Below are 17196 nucleotides of genomic sequence, written 5' to 3'. Positions count from 1 at the left end.
TCGAACAGCGGGCCGGAGATCCGCGCCTGATAGTCGGCGGCGCAGCGCGGCGCCCGGGCGCAGGCCTGGGCCGGGTCGTCCAGATAGCCGCAGCGGCAGGGGTTCATGGCGGCGACGAGCTGGACGCGCGCCGGATAGGTGACATGGGCATTGGCGCGGGCGACGGAGACGCGGCCGGTCTCCAGCGGCTGGCGTAGCGCCTCCAGGGCGCCGCGCTGGAACTCCGGCAGCTCATCGAGAAAGAGGACACCGAGATGGGCCAGGGAGATCTCACCCGGCTTGGCGCGCAGGCCGCCGCCGGCCAGCGCCGGCAGGGAGGCCGAGTGGTGCGGGTCGCGAAAGGGCCGGCGGCGCAGCAGCCCCGACTCGCCCAGGGTGCCAGCGACGGAGTGGATCATGCTCACCTCCAGCGCCTCGGCGGGCGTGAGCGGCGGCAGGATGCCCGGCAGGCGCGCCGCCAGCATGGATTTGCCCGCGCCCGGCGGTCCGGCCATCAGCAGGTTGTGGCCGCCGCCCGCCGCCACCTCGAGGGCGCGCTTGGCACTCTCCTGCCCCTTGATATCGGCGAGGTCGAGGCCGTCGGCGGCCTTCTCGGCGAGGCGCGCCTTCGGCGGGCTTAGGACTTGGCTGCCCTTGAAGTGATTGACCAGCGCCAGCAGCGTGCCCGGCGCCAGGATCTCCAGGCCCTCGGCCCAGGCCGCCTCGCCGCCCTGGGCGAACGGGCAGATCAGGCCGCGCTCCGCGGAAAGGCTGTGGATCGCCGCCGGCAGCACGCCGGCGACCGGGGTGATGCGGGCGTCGAGCGCCAGTTCGCCCAAGGCCGTGTAGCCGGCCATCTCCTCGGCCGGCAGCACGCCCATGGCGGTCAGCAGGCCGAGGGCGATGGGCAGGTCGAAATGGCTGCCCTCCTTCAGCAGGTCGGCCGGCGCCAGGTTCACGGTGATGCGTTTGGGCGGCAGGGCGAGGCCCAGGGCCGTCAGGGCCGCGCGCACCCGCTCGCGGCTTTCCGCCACCGCCTTGTCCGGCAGGCCGACGACGGCGAAGGCCGGCAGGCCGCTGCCCATCTGCACCTGCACGTCGATGTCCAGGACCTCGACGCCGGCAAAGGCGACGGTGGTGATACGGGCGGTCATGGGCGCTTCGGCGTTCCCCCTGATTGACGGCGGCGCGGCTTTGAACCGACCTCCTGGAGGCCGGGTCCTGCCGCAGCCGTCGTCAATCTAGGGTGGAGGAAGAGAGCTGCCAAGATCATCTTGGGCCGTGGGCGCCGACGGCCCTGGTGCGCCGGAACCCGTGGCAAAGCAAAGGCAAATTGTCTCAGATCATTTATGGTTAATATCTGTTAGCCTATGCTCATAAGCGAGAAGCTCCGGTCGCTGGGGTCCCGTGAGCCACAACCAGGGCAGGTGGAGGCCTGAAGGGTCATACACTCATCGAGAACAACCGGCATTCCGAACGGAAGCCAAGGCTCTGGTCGCGGTTGGCGGGAGTACGCCAAGGAGACGGTTTGTCACACGGGCGTCAGCCCGGTCCCCCCACCAATCGAATGCGTCGTGCAGGAGTAACCAAGCCATGGCAACGGCACGCAAGCAGACCAAGAGCAGCGTATCTTCTTCAGGCAGCGGCGAAGGCACCGCCGCCGCCACCCCGGAGGTTCCGAACTACGAGGCGTTTCTCGGTTCCAACGGTGAAAACATTACCGCCGTGATGAGCGCCGGCGAGGCGATGTTCGCCGGTATGGCAGAAGTCAGTCAGGAGATGGTGAATTTCGCCGGCGCGCGCATGCGCCAGAACATCGAGTCTTCGGAAGACCTGATCAAAGCCAAGGGCCCGGAAGAGGTCTTCGACAAGCAATGCACGATCGCGCGTTATGCCGCCGAGCAGTACCTCGAGGAAACCAGCAAGCTGATGGCCATGATGGCCCGCATCACGCAGGAATGCTGGGCCCCGATGGAAAAGCGCACCAAGGCGGCCTTGCACGATATGAACGGGAACAACGGCAACGGGGCGGAGAACAAGTAGCCGCGCCGCTCCAGAAATCCCGATACCGCTTGCTTTCACACCGGACGGCCTTTGGGCCGGCCGGTTTTCTGCTTAGGCGCTTCGGCTTACGTTCCCGGGCTTACATGCCCTTGCTTACACGCTCGGTGTCTTGTGGGCGGCGCCGTGGCGGGCCTCGATCACGTCCCAGATCTCCGCTTCCAGGGAGACGCCGTCGAAGCGGTTGATCTCCTGAATGCCGGTGGGCGAGGTCACGTTGATCTCCGTCATGAAGCCGCCGATCACGTCGATACCGACGAAAATCAGGCCGCGTTCCTTCAGGGCCGGACCGATGGCCTCGCAGATTTCCAGGTCGCGGCGGCTGAGCTCCGCCTTCTCCGGCCTGCCGCCGACATGCATGTTGGAGCGGGCCTCCCCCTGCGGCGGGACGCGGTTGGTGGCCCCGGCGGGCCGGCCGTCGACCAGGATGATGCGCTTGTCGCCGCCGCGCACCTCCGCCAGGTAGCGCTGCACGATGATGGGCTCGCGGTAGAGGTCGGTGAAGAGCTCCAGCAGGGCCGAGAGGTTCTCGTCGCCGGGCGCGATGTGAAAGACGCCGGCACCGCCGTTGCCGAACAGCGGCTTCACGATGATGTCCCGGTGCTCGGCGCGAAAGGCCTCGACCTCCGCGCGGTCGCTGGTGATCAGGGTCGGCGGCATCAGCTCCGGAAAATGCGTGACGAAGAGCTTTTCCGGCGCGTTGCGCACGTGCACCGGGTCGTTCACCACCAGGGTCTCCGGATGCACGTGCTCCAGCAGGTGGGTGGCGGTGATGTAGGCCATGTCGAAAGGCGGGTCCTGGCGCATCAGCACCACGTCCAGGGTTGCCAGGTCGACCGCCTCCGGCGTGCCGAGGCTGGCATGGTTGCCCTGCTCACGGCGGAATTCCAGGGCCCGCATCCGTGCATAGACGCGCCCGTCGTGCAGGCTGAGGTCCTGCGGCAGGTAGTGATAGAGGCCGTGGCCGCGGCGCTGCGCCTCCAGCCCCAGGGCAAAGGAGCTGTCCCCCTCGATATCGATGGTCTCCACCGGATCCATCTGAATGGCGACCGCCAAGCTCATAACCGTTCTTCCCCGTCTTCTGTCCGGCGGCGCCCGCCTGCCGGCCGTTTCAGTTCAGCTTGATGCGCAGTTGCTGCAGCAGGGCGGCGATGTTCTGGCGGTCCGGGTCCGGACCGGCGAGCTCCAGGTAGTGCTCGAAGGCCATGATGGCGGCGCGCATGTTGTCGAGGTGGGAATGCAGGACCCCCGCCTCCTTCCACAGCGCCGCCTTCTCGGGCGCGAACATCAGCATGGTCTCGATGACCTCCAGGGCATCGGCGCTGCGCTCCTGCTGGATCAGCCGCAGTTTGATGTTGTTCTGAAGCCGCAGCAGGATATCGCGGTTGCCGACCCTGTCGGTGTGCTCGGGACGCAGCTCCGCCTCCTTGCCGGCCACGGTCTTCACCAGGCTGCGCAGCGCCGCCGCGTCGCGGACTTCTCCGCCGTTGAAGGGGTCGATGATGGCGCGCTGGCTGCCGAGGTCGAGCCGCAGCATGAAGTGCCCCGGGAAGCCGAGACCGCAGACCGCCCAGCCCTGCGCCCGCGCAGCGTGCATATAGAGGATGCCCAGGGCGACCGGCAGGCCGCGCCTGCGGTCGATGACCCGCATCAGGTTCGCGTTGTGCAGGTCGTCGTAGCTCTGGCGGTCCCCCTGGTAGCCGTAGCGTTCGACCATCACGTGGTTGAGGATCGCGATCCGGGCGTCCAGGTCGCGGTCGGCGCCGCGGCGGGCCGCCAGGTCTTCCGTGTCCCGCGCCAGCAGCGACAGATGGTGGTAGTAGCGCTCCAGCCCCACCTGCGGCCGTTCCAGCGCGGCCAGAAGCAAGGCGGCGCCCGCAATGTCGATCTCGTCATCGCTCTGGCCGCCGAGTTGGCGCAGACGCGATTCCAGATCCTTGCGATTGCTTGCCGTAGACCAGCTCATGAGGGGGACCGGCTCATGAAGGCGCTCGGGTTTGAAATCTCAAAAGGGGAGGGGCGGGCATATCACGTCTTTCTTCAGCGGCGGGGGCCTCTTGGCGGCTAAGCCCGTCGGCGGCGCTGCCGCCACAACGGCTGGCTCCGGCGCCTTGGGAGTCCGCACGCGCAGAGGGTCAGGAGCTGCGGGCCGGATCGTTCTTCAGCAGAGCATAGCTTACCACGCGGCGGACATAGGCAATGTCCTTTGCGTGGCCGACCACCCGGTCGAGCTCGGCTTCGGACTGGGCCACGCCCATGATGAAGATCGCCTGGTTCACGGTCTCGATGGAGTAGTTGATGGAAGAGACGTCGCGGTCGAACAGAAGAGTGGTGCGAAGCTGGGTCGAAATCCAGGAGTCTCTTGCCGCATCGCTGAGTCCGGAGGTGTCGTTCACCTCGATCTCGTTGATCACCTCGCGCACGCCCGGCGCCTGCCAGGCCAGACGGACGGCTTCGACACGCTGCTCGGGCCGTGCGACATTGCCGCTCAGGAGCACGCGCTGTTCCTGCACCTGCAGGTTCACCTTGCGGAACATCTCTTCGTCGGCCTTGAACCAGAGGTCGTTGATGGTCAGGCGGATCTCGGTGTCCGCGACGCTGCGGCGAAAGCCCTTTTCGGTCTGCGCCGCGGTTACACCGACGGCCCCGCCACCGGCCGCCGCCCCCCAGAAACTGCATCCCGTCACAGCCAGGCCTGCAAAGGTCACGGCCGCCAGCACCGCCAGGCTGCGCCCGGCACGACCGGCCCCGGCCCGGTCGCTCCCCTTCGAGCTCATTTGTCGGATTCTCCCGCGAATCGGATCACTTGGGCGACGATGCTCTGCTAATATGGCAATCTTGTGTCGCTTCGCCAGGCGTCTTTTTCGTGCTGCAGCGGCCACGCGGGCCGGCGCCAGAAGTGCCGCGCCAGCAGAACGGCATCGAAGCGCAGGGTCAGCGCCGCGAGATCCGGCCGGGCCTGCAGGAAAGCTTCGGCGGCACGGGCGATACGCCGGCGCTGACGGGGCGAAACGGCGGCGGCGGCCATGGCCACAGTGTCGCGCTGCTTCACCTCGACAAAGACCAGCGTTCCGCCGCGCTTGGCAATCAGGTCGATCTCGCCGGCCGGACAGCGAAAGCCGCGGACCAGCAGGCGATATCCCTTCAGCCGCAGCCACCAGCCCGCCAGCCGTTCGGCGCGGCGTCCGCGGCGATAGGCGGCCTGGCGCGACCGCGGCGGCGCTGCCTGCGGCGGAACCGGGCCGCCGGTCATCCGTCTTGGCCCGGCCCGCCGCTTTCCTTCGCCAGTTCCAGGGCACGGGCATAGACCCTGCGCTTGGGAAGGCCGCTGGCCGCCGCGACGCTGGCCGCCGCATCGCGCAGGCTCGTCCGCTGCAGGGCATCGCGTAGCGCCGCATCCAGATCGAAGGCCTCGGCCCCGGCCGCATCCTCGGGCGGGCCGATCACCACCACGATCTCGCCGCGCGGCGGACCCGCCTCGGCATAGTGTGCCGCCAGCACAGGCAGCGGGCCCCGGCGCAGTTCCTCGTGCAGCTTGGTCAGTTCGCGGGCGATGGCGGCGGGCCGCTCACCCAGGACCTCTGCCATGTCCGCCAGGCTGGCGGCCAGACGCGCGGCGCTCTCGAAGAAGATCAGGCTCGCCTCCAGCCCGCGCAGGTCTTGCAGGATCCGCCGCCGGGCGCCCGACTTTGCCGGCAGGAAGCCGCCGAAGAAGAAGCGGTCGCTGGGCAGCCCGGAGAGCTGCAGGGCCGCGACCGGCGCCGCCGGTCCCGGCAGGCTGGTCACCGGCAGGTCTTCGGCGATGGCGTCGCGCACCAGCTTGTAGCCGGGGTCCGAGACCAGGGGTGTGCCGGCATCGGAAACCAGCGCGACCGCGCGGCCGGCACGGATCGCGTCCAGCAGCGCGGCGCGCGCGCCGGGGCCGCTGTGATCGTGGTAGGCAGTGGTCTTGGTTGTGATGCCGTGGGCGTTCAGCAGCTTGCGGGTGGTGCGGGTGTCTTCGCAGGCGATGCGGTCGGCACGGCGCAGCACCTCCAGCGCCCGCAGGGTGATGTCGCCCAGGTTGCCGATCGGCGTCGCCACCAGATAGAGCCCGGCCGGCAGCGCCTCGACCACCGCCGCGCCCTCTGCTGCGCCCTCTCCTGCGCCCTCTGGCGCGCCCGCCTCCACAGGGCCGCCGGACGGTCGCTGATGCTTAGCGGCCATGGCGCTGCGCTGTTATCTGCTTGGCGATCAAAGCCATTCCATCTAGCCGGCGCATGCTCTAGGCTCTGCGCTGCGCGATGAGGATGGGTGAACCTTTGACTCTGCTGACATTGAGGCCGCACCGGAGGGTCTTTGCTGAGCGTGTTTTGCAAGCATGGCGCATGCCCCTGCTGGCAGCGCTGGCACTCTCGCTCACCGCCTGCGCCGCCCCCAAGGTACCCAGCCCGGATGAGCAGGCGCAACCACCCAGCTTTCCCTCGGTGCCGCAGGCCGGTGAGACCGGCGGCGTGCCGGAGGAGAGTCTGCAGGCCCTCAACGAGGCCGAGGCGGCTGCCGAAGCGGCGCGTACGGCACCGGTGAAGGTCGGCCTGCTGTTGCCGCTGAGCGGCAGCCGCGCCAACGTCGGCCAATCCATCCTGAACGCTGCACAGCTTGCGCTCTTCGACCTGGCCGGCGATCGTTTCACCCTTGTTGTGCGCGACACGCAGGGCACGCCGGAAGGCGCGGCGGCTGCGGCCGAGGCGGCCCTGGCCGAAGAGGTGCAGCTGATCCTCGGCCCGCTGTTCTCCACCTCGGTCGAGGCGGTGAAGCCGGTCCTGGCCGAAGCCCAACTGCCGTTGATCACCTTCTCCAACAACAACGCCATCGCCGATCCGCAAACCTTCGTCATGGGGGTCACGCCCAGCACCCAAATCGACCGCATGGTCGACTATGCGGTCGCCCAGGGCCTGCGGCGCTTTGCCGTGCTGGCGCCGGAATCGCCCTATGGCACGACGGTGGTTCAGTCGCTGCAGCAGGCCGTCTTCCGCAACGGGGCCGAGATCAGCCGCGTCGTCTTTTTCGATCCGCGGGCCCAGGACGTCTCCGCCGAAGTGCGCGCCCTGGCGGACTACGATCAGCGCGCCGCCGCCCTGCAGGCCCAGAGGCGCAGCCTCAGCGCGCGCAATGACGCGGCGGCCCAGCGGGCGCTCGCCCGCCTGCAGGGGCTGGAGACGCTGGGGCCGCCCTCCTTCGACGGCATCCTCATTCCCTCCAGCGGACGCCAGCTCCTCTCCGTCGGCCCGTTGCTGGCGTTCTACGATGTCGATTCCAGCGAGGTCCGCTTTCTGGGCACGGCGCTCTGGGACGATCCATCCCTGCGCAAGGAGCCCAGCCTTCAGGGCGCCTGGTTCCCGGCGCCGCCGCCGGCGCTCTGGCGCACCTTCGCCAACCGCTACCGCCAGGCCTACGGGCGCACGCCGCCGCGGGTCGCCTCTCTCGGCTACGATGCCGTGGCCCTGGCCGCCGTGTTGGAACAGCGCGCCGCGCGCGAAGGGGCCTTCCTCATCTACACGGCCGAGAGCATTTCCCAGCCGGTCGGTTTTTCCGGCATCGACGGCATTTTCCGCTTCCTGCCCAACGGACAGGTCCAGCGCGGGCTGGCGATCCTGGAGTTGCGGCCGGAGACCTTCGTCGAAGTGGACCCGGCCCCCCAGTCCTTCGATCAGGCCATCAACTGAGCTCTGATCCGCAGCTTCAAGGCGCTCAGGTCAACAGGTAGGCGAGCACTGCGTCCAGGCGCTGGCGCCCCGCCGCGGTGGCGCGCAGGCCGTGGTCGTCGCGCTGAAGCAGGCCTTCTTTCGACAGCCGCTCCAGGCGCTCGGCCGGCAGCAGGGCCTCGGGGCCGGCGCCAAGCACGCGCTGGAACGCGCTCTGCGGAATGCCGTCGGTCAGGCGCAGACCCATCATCACCATCTCGGTCAGGCTTTCCTCCGCCGTGACCGGCTCTGCGCTGCGCCAGCCGTGGCCCTGGCGTTCGACCAGGTCCAGCCAGGGTTCGGGCGCGCGGTGCTGGCGGGTCGCGTGCTTCACGCCGTCCCAGGTCAGGCGACCATGGGCACCGGGGCCGACCCCCACGTAGTCGCCATAGCGCCAGTAGGTCAGGTTGTGGCGGCAGGCCGCGCCCGGCCGGGCGTGGTTGGAGATCTCATAGGCCGGCAGCCCCGCCTCGGCGAGCTGCCGGTCGGTCGCTTCGAACAGGGTGGCGGCTTCCTCCTCGGCCGGCAGTACGAGCTCGCCGCGTCGCCAGGCCGCCTGAAAGGCCGTCCCCTCTTCGATGGTGAGTTGATACAGCGCGATGTGTTCCGGCCCCAGCGCCAAGGCGTCGTCCAGCTCGCGCTGCCAGGCCGCAAGGCTCTGGCCGGGGCGCGCGTAGATGAGATCGAAGGAGATGCGCGCGAAGGCGGCCCGCGCAAGGTCGAGGGCCGCCAGGGCCTCCGCCGCCGAGTGCTGACGGCCCAGAAAACGAAGCGCGTCGTCGTCCAGAGCCTGCACCCCGAGGGAGAGGCGGTTCACGCCGGCGCGGGCGAAGCCGGCAAAGCGCTCGGCCTCCGCCGAAGTCGGGTTGGCTTCCAGCGTGATCTCCGCGTCGGGGGCCAGGTCCCAGAGGCGGGCGATGCCTTCGGTCACGGCGGCGACCGTTTCCGCCGGCATCAGCGAAGGCGTGCCGCCGCCGAAAAAAACCGAAGTGACCCGGCGCCCAGCGCTGCGGGTGGCGGCGTGCTCCAGGTCGCGCAGCAGGGCCTGGCGCCAGCGTGCCTGGTCCACGCGCTCGCGCACATGGCTGTTGAAATCGCAGTAGGGGCACTTGGATTTGCAGAACGGCCAGTGGACGTAGATGCCGAAGCCGGGGTCGTCCTTCACCGCCTCTGCCGCGGCGGGCGCCCGGCCGGATGTTTCGGCCGTCCGTTTGGCTGCTTCTTTGACCGGCGGCGTCATGCCGGCTCCAGCAGCGCCTCGGAGAGTTGCGCGAAGGCCAGGGCGCGGTGGCTCATGGCATGCTTCTTCGCCGGGTCCATCTCACCGAAGGTGATGTCGAAGCCCTTGGGCTGGAACATCGGGTCGAAGCCGAAGCCGCGGTCCCCGCGCACCGGCCAGACCAAGGTGCCTTCCAGCCGTCCTTCGAAGGAGGCAGTCTGCCCGTCCGGCCAGACGACCGAGAGGTTGCAGACGAAGATGCCGCGCCGGTCCGGGCTGTCGCCCAGTTCGCGGTGCACCCGTTCCATGGCCACCATGAAATCGCGCCCCGGCCCGGCCCAGCGGGCGGTGTAGATCCCCGGCTGGCCGTCCAGCGCCGGGACGTCGAGGCCGGAGTCGTCGGCGATGGCCGGCAGGCCGGTGGCCTCGCAGGCCGCCTTGGCCTTCAGCACGGCATTGGCCACGAAGCTGTCGCCGGTCTCCTCCGGCTCCGGCAGTCCCAGGTCTCCGGCGGACAGCACCTCCAGGCCATAGGGGGCGAGCAGTTCCGCGTTCTCGCGGTACTTGCCTGCGTTGTGAGTGGCCAGGACCAGCTTCTCGCCGGCTTTGAGGCTGTGCATGCTTGGGCTCCCGCTCGTCTTCAGGCCGCGGTCTCGGCCAGCGCCTTGGCTTGCGCGGCGCAGAGTTCGGCAACGCCTTTTTCCGCCAAGTCCAGCAGGCGCTCGAACTGACGGCGCTGGAACGGCACGTCTTCCGCGGTGCCCTGCACCTCGACGACGCCGCCGGCCTTGGTCAGCACGAAGTTGGCATCGGCGGCGGCGGTGGAATCCTCGTCGTAGTCCAGGTCCAGGACTTCGGTGCCGTGGTAGAGGCCGCAGGAGACGGCGGCCACCTGGTCGGTGAATGGCAGAGCCTCGATCACGCCGATGTCCTGCAGATGCTGGAAGGCCAGGTGCAGCGCCACGTAGCCGCCGGTGATGGCGGCGGTGCGGGTGCCGCCGTCGGCCTGGATGACGTCGCAGTCGATGCGGACCTGGCGCTCGCCGAAGCCGGTGAGGTCGGTCACCGCGCGCAGCGAACGGCCGATCAGCCGCTGGATTTCCTGGGTGCGCCCGCTCTGCTTGCCGCGCGCCGCCTCCCGGTCGGTGCGCGTTCCGGTGGAGCGCGGCAGCATGCCGTACTCCGCAGTCACCCAGCCGCGCCCGGAATTGCGCAGCCAGGGTGGAATGTTTTCCTCGACCGAGGCAGTGCAGAGCACGTGGGTGTCGCCGAAACAGGCGAGACAGGAGCCTTCGGCGTGTTTGTTCACATCGGTCTGCAGGCGGATGTCCCGCAGCTGGTCGGGGGCTCGGCCGGACGGACGCATGGATGACCTCTCATCTGGGATTTCGGTTTGCTACCGGGGCTGGCATGAACGACGGCAGACCCGCGGCCGGCGCCTCCGCGGCGGCAAGCTAGCCCAAGGTATGCGGCAGGTCCAGGGCCGGCAGACCGGGCGCCGTCCAGCGCCACTTCTGTGCCGCCGGCCGGCCCCTTTTCCCGCCTGCCCCTGCTGCGGCCCGCGTTGACCGCTTCCGGGGGGCTCACTACATTCCAGGCAATGACAGAGACCGCAAAATCCCTGGACGAGGCCCTGGCCGCCCGGGGCCTCAACGAGCGCTCCCGCGAGGTGTTGAAGCACATCGTCGACGCCTACGTGGACACCGGCGCGCCGGTGGGCTCGCGCACGCTCTCGCGCAGCCTGGGCCTTGGGCTTTCGCCGGCGACCATCCGCAACGTCATGGCGGACCTGGAGGACCTGGGGCTGCTGTTCTCGCCCCATACCTCCGCCGGGCGCATGCCCACCGACATGGGGCTGCGGCTCTTCGTCGACGGCTTGCTGGAGATCGGCAACCTGACCAAGGACGAGCGCGCCCATATCGAAAGCCAGTGCGCTGCCGACGGCCGGTCCTTTCCGGAGGTTCTGGAAGAGGCTTCGGAGACCATCTCCGGGCTGTCGCGCTGTGCCGGCCTGGTCGTCGCGCCGAAGCTGGGCGAGCCCCTGAAGCACATCGAATTCGTCTCGCTCGGCCCGGGCCGCGCGCTGGTGGTGCTGATCTCGGTCTCCGGCGTGGTGGAGAACCGCATCATCGACGTGCCGGCGGGCATGCCCGCCTCCTCCCTGGTCGAGGCCAGCAACTACCTGACCGCACGCCTCACCGGGCGCACCCTCGAGGAAGCGCAGGCCGAGGTCCTGAAGGAGCTGGAGGAACAGCGCGCCGAGCTGGACGGCCTCGCCTCGCGGGTGGTCGAGCGCGGCTTGGCAAGCTGGTCGGGGCCCCAGGGCGGCGCCAAGGGCGGCGCCTTGATCCTGCGCGGCCAGTCCCAGCTTCTGGAAGACGTCACGGCGCTGGAGGATCTGGAGCGCATCCGCCAGCTCTTCGCGATGCTGGAGACCAAAGATGCGCTGATCAAGCTTTTGGACCTTGCAGGCGGCGCCGAAGGAGTCCAAATCTTCATCGGCGCCGAGAACGAGCTGTTCGGGCTCGCCGGCTGCTCCATGGTGATTGCGCCCTACAGCAACTCCCAGCAACAGATCGTCGGCGCGATCGGCGTCATCGGACCGACCCGCATCGACTATGCCCGCATCATTCCCATGGTCGACTACACCGCCAAGGTGATCGGCCGTCTGGTCGGTTGACGCGGCCGCAGAGAAGCACACAGAGAATTCAGAAGCGTGAGAAAGGAGCGTCCGTCCCGTGATGGCGCAGGAAAACAAACAGGATAAGGCGGCCGCAGAAGAGGCCGAAGCGGACGCACCCGCGGCGACGCCGGGCGAGGACGATGCCGCCGAGGAGGCGCCGGTCGACACCAGCGCGGAGCCGCTGGTCGATCTTTCGGGCCTGGAGGCTGCGGCGGCGCTCTCGCCGGATGAGGACCCGGTTGCGGTGCTGGAGGGCGAAGTGGCGTCGCTCAAGGACCAGTTGCTGCGGGCCATCGCGGAGACGGAGAACGTGCGCCGGCGCAGCCAGCGTGAGCGCGAGGACAGCGTGAAGTACGCCGCCGCGCCCATCATCCGCGACCTTCTCGGGGTGGCCGACAACCTGCAGCGGGCACTGGAAAGCGTGCCGGAAGAGCTGGCCGCGGAAAACGAGGTGGTGAGCAACCTGCGGCTCGGCGTGCAGATGACCCAGAAGGAGCTTATGTCGGCCTTCGAGCGCCATCAGATCCGCACCATCAATCCCCTGGGCGAGAAGCTGGACCCGCACTTTCACGAGGCGATGTTCGAGATCGAGGATCCGGAGCAGCCCGCCGGAACCGTGGTTCAGGTCATCCAGGCCGGCTACCGCCTGCACGACCGCCTGATCCGTCCGGCCCGGGTCGGCATCTCCAAGGGCGGCCCCAAGGCCGCTGCGAAGGATGCAGCGGAAGCCGAAGACAGCGGCAAGGGCGACACCGAACCCGGCAGCACCGTCGACACCTCGGCCTAGCGCGGTTTTCCTTCGCACTTATGCGACTGTCTGCTCGACTGTCATCCCGGACTTGATCCGGGATCCATCGTTCGGTTCGCACGAGCGGCTACTGGGTAGGCGTTGCGCCTGCGTTTGCCATGGACCCCGGATCAAGTCCGGGGTGACACAGTGTGCTGGATTTCAACTGGCACGGCTCGTTGGGCATGGCAGATCCGTGAAGCGACCGCTCCAGTGCTCAAACCGTCACCCGGCGCAGGGTGACGTTGATGCGCCCGCCCTCGCTTAAGAGCCGGCTGGAGCCGCCGAGGATGCGGTCGACGCCGTGGTAGGCCAGGCGCGCCTCGCCGGCCAGGATCATCGCGTCGCCGGAATGCAGCTTGAAGGAGGCGGTGGGGCCGCGCCGGCTCAGACCGCCGACGCGAAACACGGCGCTGTCCCCCAGCGAGAGAGAGACGACGGGCGCCTCGAAGGTCTCCTCGTCCTCGTCGCGGTGCAGGCCCATGCGCACCTTTGGGCCTTGGTAGAAGTTGATCAGGCAGCACTGCGGCGGGTCCGGGTAGCCGGCCAGGTCGTCCCAGGCCGCCAACAGGGCCGGGGGGATCGCCGGCCAGGGCTGTCCGCTCACCGGATGTTCGCCGAGGTAGCGGTACCCTCCCTGCTTGTCCGAGTACCAGCCGTGGCTGCCGGCGTTGGTCATGCGCACTGACATCGGCTGTCCGCTGCGCGGCATGCGCGGCTGATAGAGGGGGGCCGCGCGGACGACGTGGCGCAGATCCTCCAGCAGGCTCTGCTGCGCCGCAGCGCCCAGATAGCCGGGCAGGTAGCGGAAGCCGGCGGGCGCGGCGCTGCCTTGCGGCTTGGGCGGGGGCTTGGTCCCGGGCGGAGGCTTTGTCACGGGCCGGATCGTCTCATTCCGGGGGCGGCCGCTCACGGCGCTCACCCGACCTGGTTTGGGCCAGGCGCCGCGCCGCGGCGCGGGCCTTCAGGCGCAGGCCCCAGTAGGCGATGCCGGCCAGTACCGCCATGCCGAGGCCGACATTGGCCAGCGGGCGGCTGTCGAACAGCATCTCCCCGGTCAGGGTGAGCACGGCGCCGACCATGACCGAGCCCACCAGGACCATCATGATGGCGCGGTAGAGCCCGTCGGCCTCCGGGCCGCTCCCTTCTGGCCCGCCCGCTTCTGGCCCACCCGCTCCTGACCTGTCCAGCGGCGGCTCTCGATCCATCCTGTGCCTTCTCCCTCGCACTCTCGGTGCGGCAGCCCAACAGCGGACCGCCTTCCATGAAAATCAACGCCTTCCGGGCCCCGGTCCCGCAGCCAGACCTAGCGTTTACGTTTAGATTCTCGCCGCTTTGCGCCTTGCAGCAAGGCCCATGCTGCTTATATAAGCCCAGAACCCATGGTCATGAACTCTCTCTGGCGGAGATCCGCCGGGCGGTGCTGAACTGACAGGCTGCCCAAGGGGTCTGCTGATCGAAGTGAGGAAACGGAATGAGTAAAGTAATCGGTATCGACCTCGGCACCACCAACTCCTGTGTCGCGGTCATGGATGGCAAGGACGCCAAGGTCATCGAAAACGCCGAGGGCGCGCGCACAACCCCCTCGATGGTCGCCTTCAGCGACTCCGACGAACGCCTCGTCGGCCAGCCGGCCAAGCGCCAGGCTGTCACCAATCCGGAAAACACCCTTTTCGCCATCAAGCGCCTGATCGGCCGGCGCTACGACGATCCCATGACCAAGAAGGACATGGACCTCGTCCCCTACAAGATCATCAATCACGATGGCGACGCCTGGGTCGAAGCCCACGGCAAAGAATACAGCCCCAGCCAGATCTCGGCCTTCATCCTGCAGAAGATGAAGGAAACCGCCGAGAGCTTCCTGGGCGAGCCGGTCAAGGAAGCGGTCATTACCGTGCCGGCCTACTTCAACGACTCCCAGCGCCAGGCCACCAAGGACGCCGGCAAGATCGCCGGCCTGGATGTGCTGCGCATCATTAACGAGCCGACCGCCGCGGCGCTTGCCTACGGCCTGGACAAAAAGGGCTCCGGCACCATCGTGGTCTATGACCTGGGCGGCGGCACTTTCGACGTCTCGGTGCTGGAAATCGGCGACGGCGTCTTCGAGGTGAAGTCGACCAACGGCGACACCTTCCTGGGCGGCGAGGACTTCGACGCGCGGATCATCAGCTACCTGGCCGACGAGTTCAAAAAGGAGCAGGGCATCGACCTGCGCCAGGACAAGCTGGCCCTGCAGCGCCTGAAGGAAGAGGCGGAGAAGGCCAAGATCGAGCTTTCCTCGGCCAACCAGACCGAGATCAACCTGCCCTTCATCACCGCCGACGCCTCCGGGCCGAAGCACCTGAACATCAAGCTCACCCGCGCCAAGCTGGAAGCCCTGGTCGAAGACCTTGTCGAGCGCACCATGGGGCCCGTGAAGTCGGCCCTGAAGGACGCCGGCGTCTCCCCGGGCGAGATCGAAGACATCATCATGGTCGGCGGCATGACCCGCATGCCGAAGGTCTTTGAGACCGTGAAGAGCTTCTTCGGCAAAGACCCGCACCGCGGCGTCAACCCCGACGAGGTGGTGGCCATCGGCGCCGGCATCCAGGGCGGCGTGCTGAAGGGCGACGTGAAAGACGTCCTGCTGCTGGACGTGACCCCGCTGTCGCTGGGCATCGAGACCCTGGGCGGCGTGATGACCCGCCTCATCGACCGCAACACCACCATCCCCACCAAGAAGAGCCAGACCTTCTCCACTGCCGAGGACAACCAGCAGGCGGTGACCATCCGGGTCTTCCAGGGTGAGCGCGAGATGGCGGCGGACAACAAGCTGCTCGGCCAGTTCGACCTGGTCGGCATTCCCGGCGCGCCGCGCGGCGTGCCGCAGATCGAAGTGACCTTCGACATCGACGCCAACGGCATCGTCAATGTCGGCGCCAAGGACAAGGCGACGGGAAAGGAGCAGACCATCCGCATCCAGGCCTCCGGCGGTCTCAGCGACGACGAGATCGACACCATGGTCAAGGATGCCGAGGCCAATGCCGAGAAGGACAAGGCGCGCCGCGCCCTGGTCGAGGCAAAGAACCAGGCGGAATCGCTGATCCACACCACCGAGAAGACTTTGGCGGATGCCGGCGACAAGGTGCCGGCGGACGACAAGACCGCGGTGGAGGCGGCCATCGCCGAGCTGAAGACCGCCGCCGAAGGCGAGGACGTGGAGGCCATTCAGGCCAAGACCCAGGCTCTGGCCGAGGTGTCCATGAAGCTCGGCCAGGCGCTCTACGAGCAGGGCCAGGCCGGCGACGGGCCCGGTGACGGTCCCGACGGCGGCGCGGCCAACGGCGCGGGCGCCGACGACCAGGCCGCCGGCTCCGCGGGCGGCGACGACAAGGTCGTGGATGCCGACTTCGAGGAAGTCGACGACGACAAGAAGGGCCAGTCGGCGTAAGCGCGGGCAACCAAAGAGCCTGACCATGAACCAAGGGGTCGGACAAGGGCAGTGGGGCGCAGCCGGCGCCGGCCTTTTCCGGCCCCCTTCTCGTGCGGTTCCCCTCTGCGGGGCCGCCATGCCGGGCGCTGTACCGGGTAAGGGCATTGAGGGCCGCGGGGGCAAGCGGCGGTCGAAAGCATGAAAGACTATTACGAAACACTGGGCGTTTCGCGCGATGCCGACGGGGCTTCCCTAAAGTCCGCCTATCGCAAGCTGGCCATGAAGTTCCACCCGGACCGCAATCCGGGCGACAGCGAGGCCGAGCACCGTTTCAAGGAAATCAACGAAGCCTACGAGGTCCTGAAGGACGAGCAGAAGCGCGCCGCCTATGACCGCTTCGGCCACGAGGCCTTCACCAACGGCGGGGGCGGCGGCCCGGGCCAGGGCGGCTTCGGCGGCTTTTCCGCCGGCGGCTTCGCCGACATCTTCGACGAGATGTTCGGCGACTTCATGGGCGGGCGCCGCGGCAACACCGCCGCGCGCGGCTCCGACCTGCGCTACAACATGGAGATCTCGCTGGACGAGGCCTTCGCCGGCAAGACCGCGCAGATCCGGGTTCCGACCACGGTCACCTGCGACGCCTGCGACGGCACCGGCGCCGAGGGCGGGGCCGAGCCGGTGACCTGCCCGACCTGCCAGGGCCGCGGCCGGGTCCGCGCCCAGCAGGGCTTTTTCACCATCGAGCGCACCTGCCCGACCTGCCATGGCGCCGGGCGGGTGATCGACGATCCTTGCCGCGTCTGCGACGGCCAGGGCCGGGTCCACCGCGAAAAGTCGCTGCAGGTGAACATCCCCGCCGGTGTCGAGGACGGCACCCGCATCCGCCTGGCAGGGGAGGGCGAGGCCGGCCTGCGCGGCGCGCCCGCGGGCGACCTCTACATCTTCCTTTCGGTGGCGCCGCACCGCCTGTTCCAGCGCGACGGGGCCAACATCTACTGCCGGGTGCCGATCCCCATGACCACGGCAGCGCTGGGCGGCTCCGTTGAGGTGCCCACCATTGACGGCGGCCGCGCCAAGATCACCGTGCCCGCCGGCACCCAGGCCAACCAGCAGTTCCGCCTGAAGGCCAAGGGCATGCCGGTGCTGCGCTCGACGGCGGTCGGCGACATGTACGTCGAGGTCGGCATCGAAACGCCGGTCAACCTCACAAAGCGCCAGAAGGAACTGCTGCGCGAGTTCGAGGACGCCGGCAAGGGCCGCAAGACCAATCCGGAATCCGAAGGCTTCTTCGCCCGCGTCAAGGAGTTCTGGGAAGACCTGACGGAGTAGCGC

Annotated in this window: 17 protein-coding genes; 6 read left to right on the top strand and 11 right to left on the bottom strand. The window is 68.5% G+C overall.

The annotated features are described in order from the left end of the window. The coding region (locus Q0982_RS03305) for a YifB family Mg chelatase-like AAA ATPase (RefSeq protein ID WP_299391676.1) at positions 1-1133 on the bottom strand (1133 nt) is incomplete at its 3' end. 439 nt (positions 1134-1572) lie between these two features. On the opposite strand from Q0982_RS03305, the gene Q0982_RS03300 reads away from it, so the two are divergent. Then, entirely contained in the window at positions 1573-2022 is a 450-nt protein-coding gene (locus Q0982_RS03300) for a phasin family protein (RefSeq protein ID WP_299391674.1), read from the top strand. A 114-nt stretch (positions 2023-2136) separates the two neighbouring features. Here Q0982_RS03300 and gshB read toward each other — a convergent pair whose 3' ends face one another. From gshB to rsmI, 5 genes are all read right to left on the bottom strand, one after another. Next, on the bottom strand, positions 2137-3102 hold the full coding sequence (gene gshB, locus Q0982_RS03295; protein WP_299391673.1) for a glutathione synthase: 966 nt from the start codon (positions 3100-3102) through the stop codon (positions 2137-2139). 49 nt (positions 3103-3151) lie between these two features. Next, entirely contained in the window at positions 3152-4006 is an 855-nt protein-coding gene (locus Q0982_RS03290; protein ID WP_299391672.1) for a SirB1 family protein, read from the bottom strand. A gap of 169 nt (positions 4007-4175) precedes the next feature. After that, positions 4176-4817 (bottom strand): BON domain-containing protein, encoded by a 642-nt coding sequence (locus Q0982_RS03285; protein WP_299391670.1) that lies wholly within the window; start codon positions 4815-4817, stop codon positions 4176-4178. A gap of 47 nt (positions 4818-4864) precedes the next feature. Beyond that, complete coding sequence (locus Q0982_RS03280; RefSeq protein ID WP_299391669.1) at positions 4865-5293, bottom strand: YraN family protein; 429 nt, start codon at positions 5291-5293, stop codon at positions 4865-4867. Beyond that, positions 5290-6246, bottom strand: a complete 957-nt coding sequence (gene rsmI, locus Q0982_RS03275) for a 16S rRNA (cytidine(1402)-2'-O)-methyltransferase (protein ID WP_299391667.1) — start codon at positions 6244-6246, stop codon at positions 5290-5292. Before rsmI ends, Q0982_RS03280 begins: the two co-directional genes overlap by 4 nt. A gap of 161 nt (positions 6247-6407) precedes the next feature. Here rsmI and Q0982_RS03270 point away from each other — a divergent pair, with 161 nt between their 5' ends. Then, positions 6408-7745, top strand: coding sequence for a penicillin-binding protein activator (locus Q0982_RS03270; protein WP_299391665.1), 1338 nt, complete (start codon positions 6408-6410; stop codon positions 7743-7745). Between the two features lie 25 nt (positions 7746-7770). Here the strand turns inward: Q0982_RS03270 and hemW are convergent, their stop codons facing one another. The 3 genes from hemW to rph are packed head-to-tail and all read right to left on the bottom strand — an operon-like array spanning position 7771 to position 10348. Continuing rightward, a complete protein-coding gene (gene hemW, locus Q0982_RS03265) occupies positions 7771-9003 on the bottom strand; it encodes a radical SAM family heme chaperone HemW (protein ID WP_299391664.1) in 1233 nt (410 codons plus the stop codon). Next, positions 9000-9602, bottom strand: a complete 603-nt coding sequence (gene rdgB / locus Q0982_RS03260) for an RdgB/HAM1 family non-canonical purine NTP pyrophosphatase (protein ID WP_299391662.1) — start codon at positions 9600-9602, stop codon at positions 9000-9002. The genes hemW and rdgB overlap by 4 nt, the downstream gene beginning before the upstream one ends. A 20-nt stretch (positions 9603-9622) precedes the next feature. Beyond that, positions 9623-10348, bottom strand: a complete 726-nt coding sequence (gene rph / locus Q0982_RS03255; RefSeq protein WP_299391661.1) for a ribonuclease PH — start codon at positions 10346-10348, stop codon at positions 9623-9625. Between the two features lie 234 nt (positions 10349-10582). Here rph and hrcA point away from each other — a divergent pair, with 234 nt between their 5' ends. Both hrcA and grpE read left to right on the top strand, forming a co-directional pair. After that, on the top strand, positions 10583-11662 hold the full coding sequence (hrcA, locus tag Q0982_RS03250) for a heat-inducible transcriptional repressor HrcA (RefSeq protein WP_299391659.1): 1080 nt from the start codon (positions 10583-10585) through the stop codon (positions 11660-11662). 61 nt (positions 11663-11723) lie between these two features. Continuing rightward, positions 11724-12452: a nucleotide exchange factor GrpE gene (gene grpE, locus Q0982_RS03245; RefSeq protein ID WP_299391677.1), complete on the top strand. Its 729-nt coding sequence runs from the start codon at positions 11724-11726 to the stop codon at positions 12450-12452. Positions 12453-12669: 217 nt separating this feature from the next. Here the strand turns inward: grpE and Q0982_RS03240 are convergent, their stop codons facing one another. Both Q0982_RS03240 and Q0982_RS03235 read right to left on the bottom strand, forming a co-directional pair. Beyond that, entirely contained in the window at positions 12670-13329 is a 660-nt protein-coding gene (locus Q0982_RS03240) for an alpha-ketoglutarate-dependent dioxygenase AlkB (RefSeq protein ID WP_299391658.1), read from the bottom strand. 13 nt (positions 13330-13342) lie between these two features. Continuing rightward, positions 13343-13660, bottom strand: coding sequence for a hypothetical protein (locus Q0982_RS03235; protein ID WP_299391656.1), 318 nt, complete (start codon positions 13658-13660; stop codon positions 13343-13345). 266 nt (positions 13661-13926) lie between these two features. Between Q0982_RS03235 and dnaK the strand changes: the two genes are divergently transcribed. After that, entirely contained in the window at positions 13927-15882 is a 1956-nt protein-coding gene (gene dnaK, locus Q0982_RS03230) for a molecular chaperone DnaK (RefSeq protein WP_299391655.1), read from the top strand. Positions 15883-16062: 180 nt separating this feature from the next. Then, positions 16063-17193, top strand: a complete 1131-nt coding sequence (dnaJ, locus tag Q0982_RS03225) for a molecular chaperone DnaJ (RefSeq protein ID WP_299391653.1) — start codon at positions 16063-16065, stop codon at positions 17191-17193. Positions 17194-17196 lie beyond the last annotated feature (3 nt).

The sequence above is a fragment of the Pelagibius sp. genome (genome assembly GCF_028281305.1).
Classification (GTDB): Bacteria; Pseudomonadota; Alphaproteobacteria; order Kiloniellales; family Kiloniellaceae; genus Pelagibius.
This window is presented reverse-complemented; position numbering and strand designations above follow the sequence as displayed.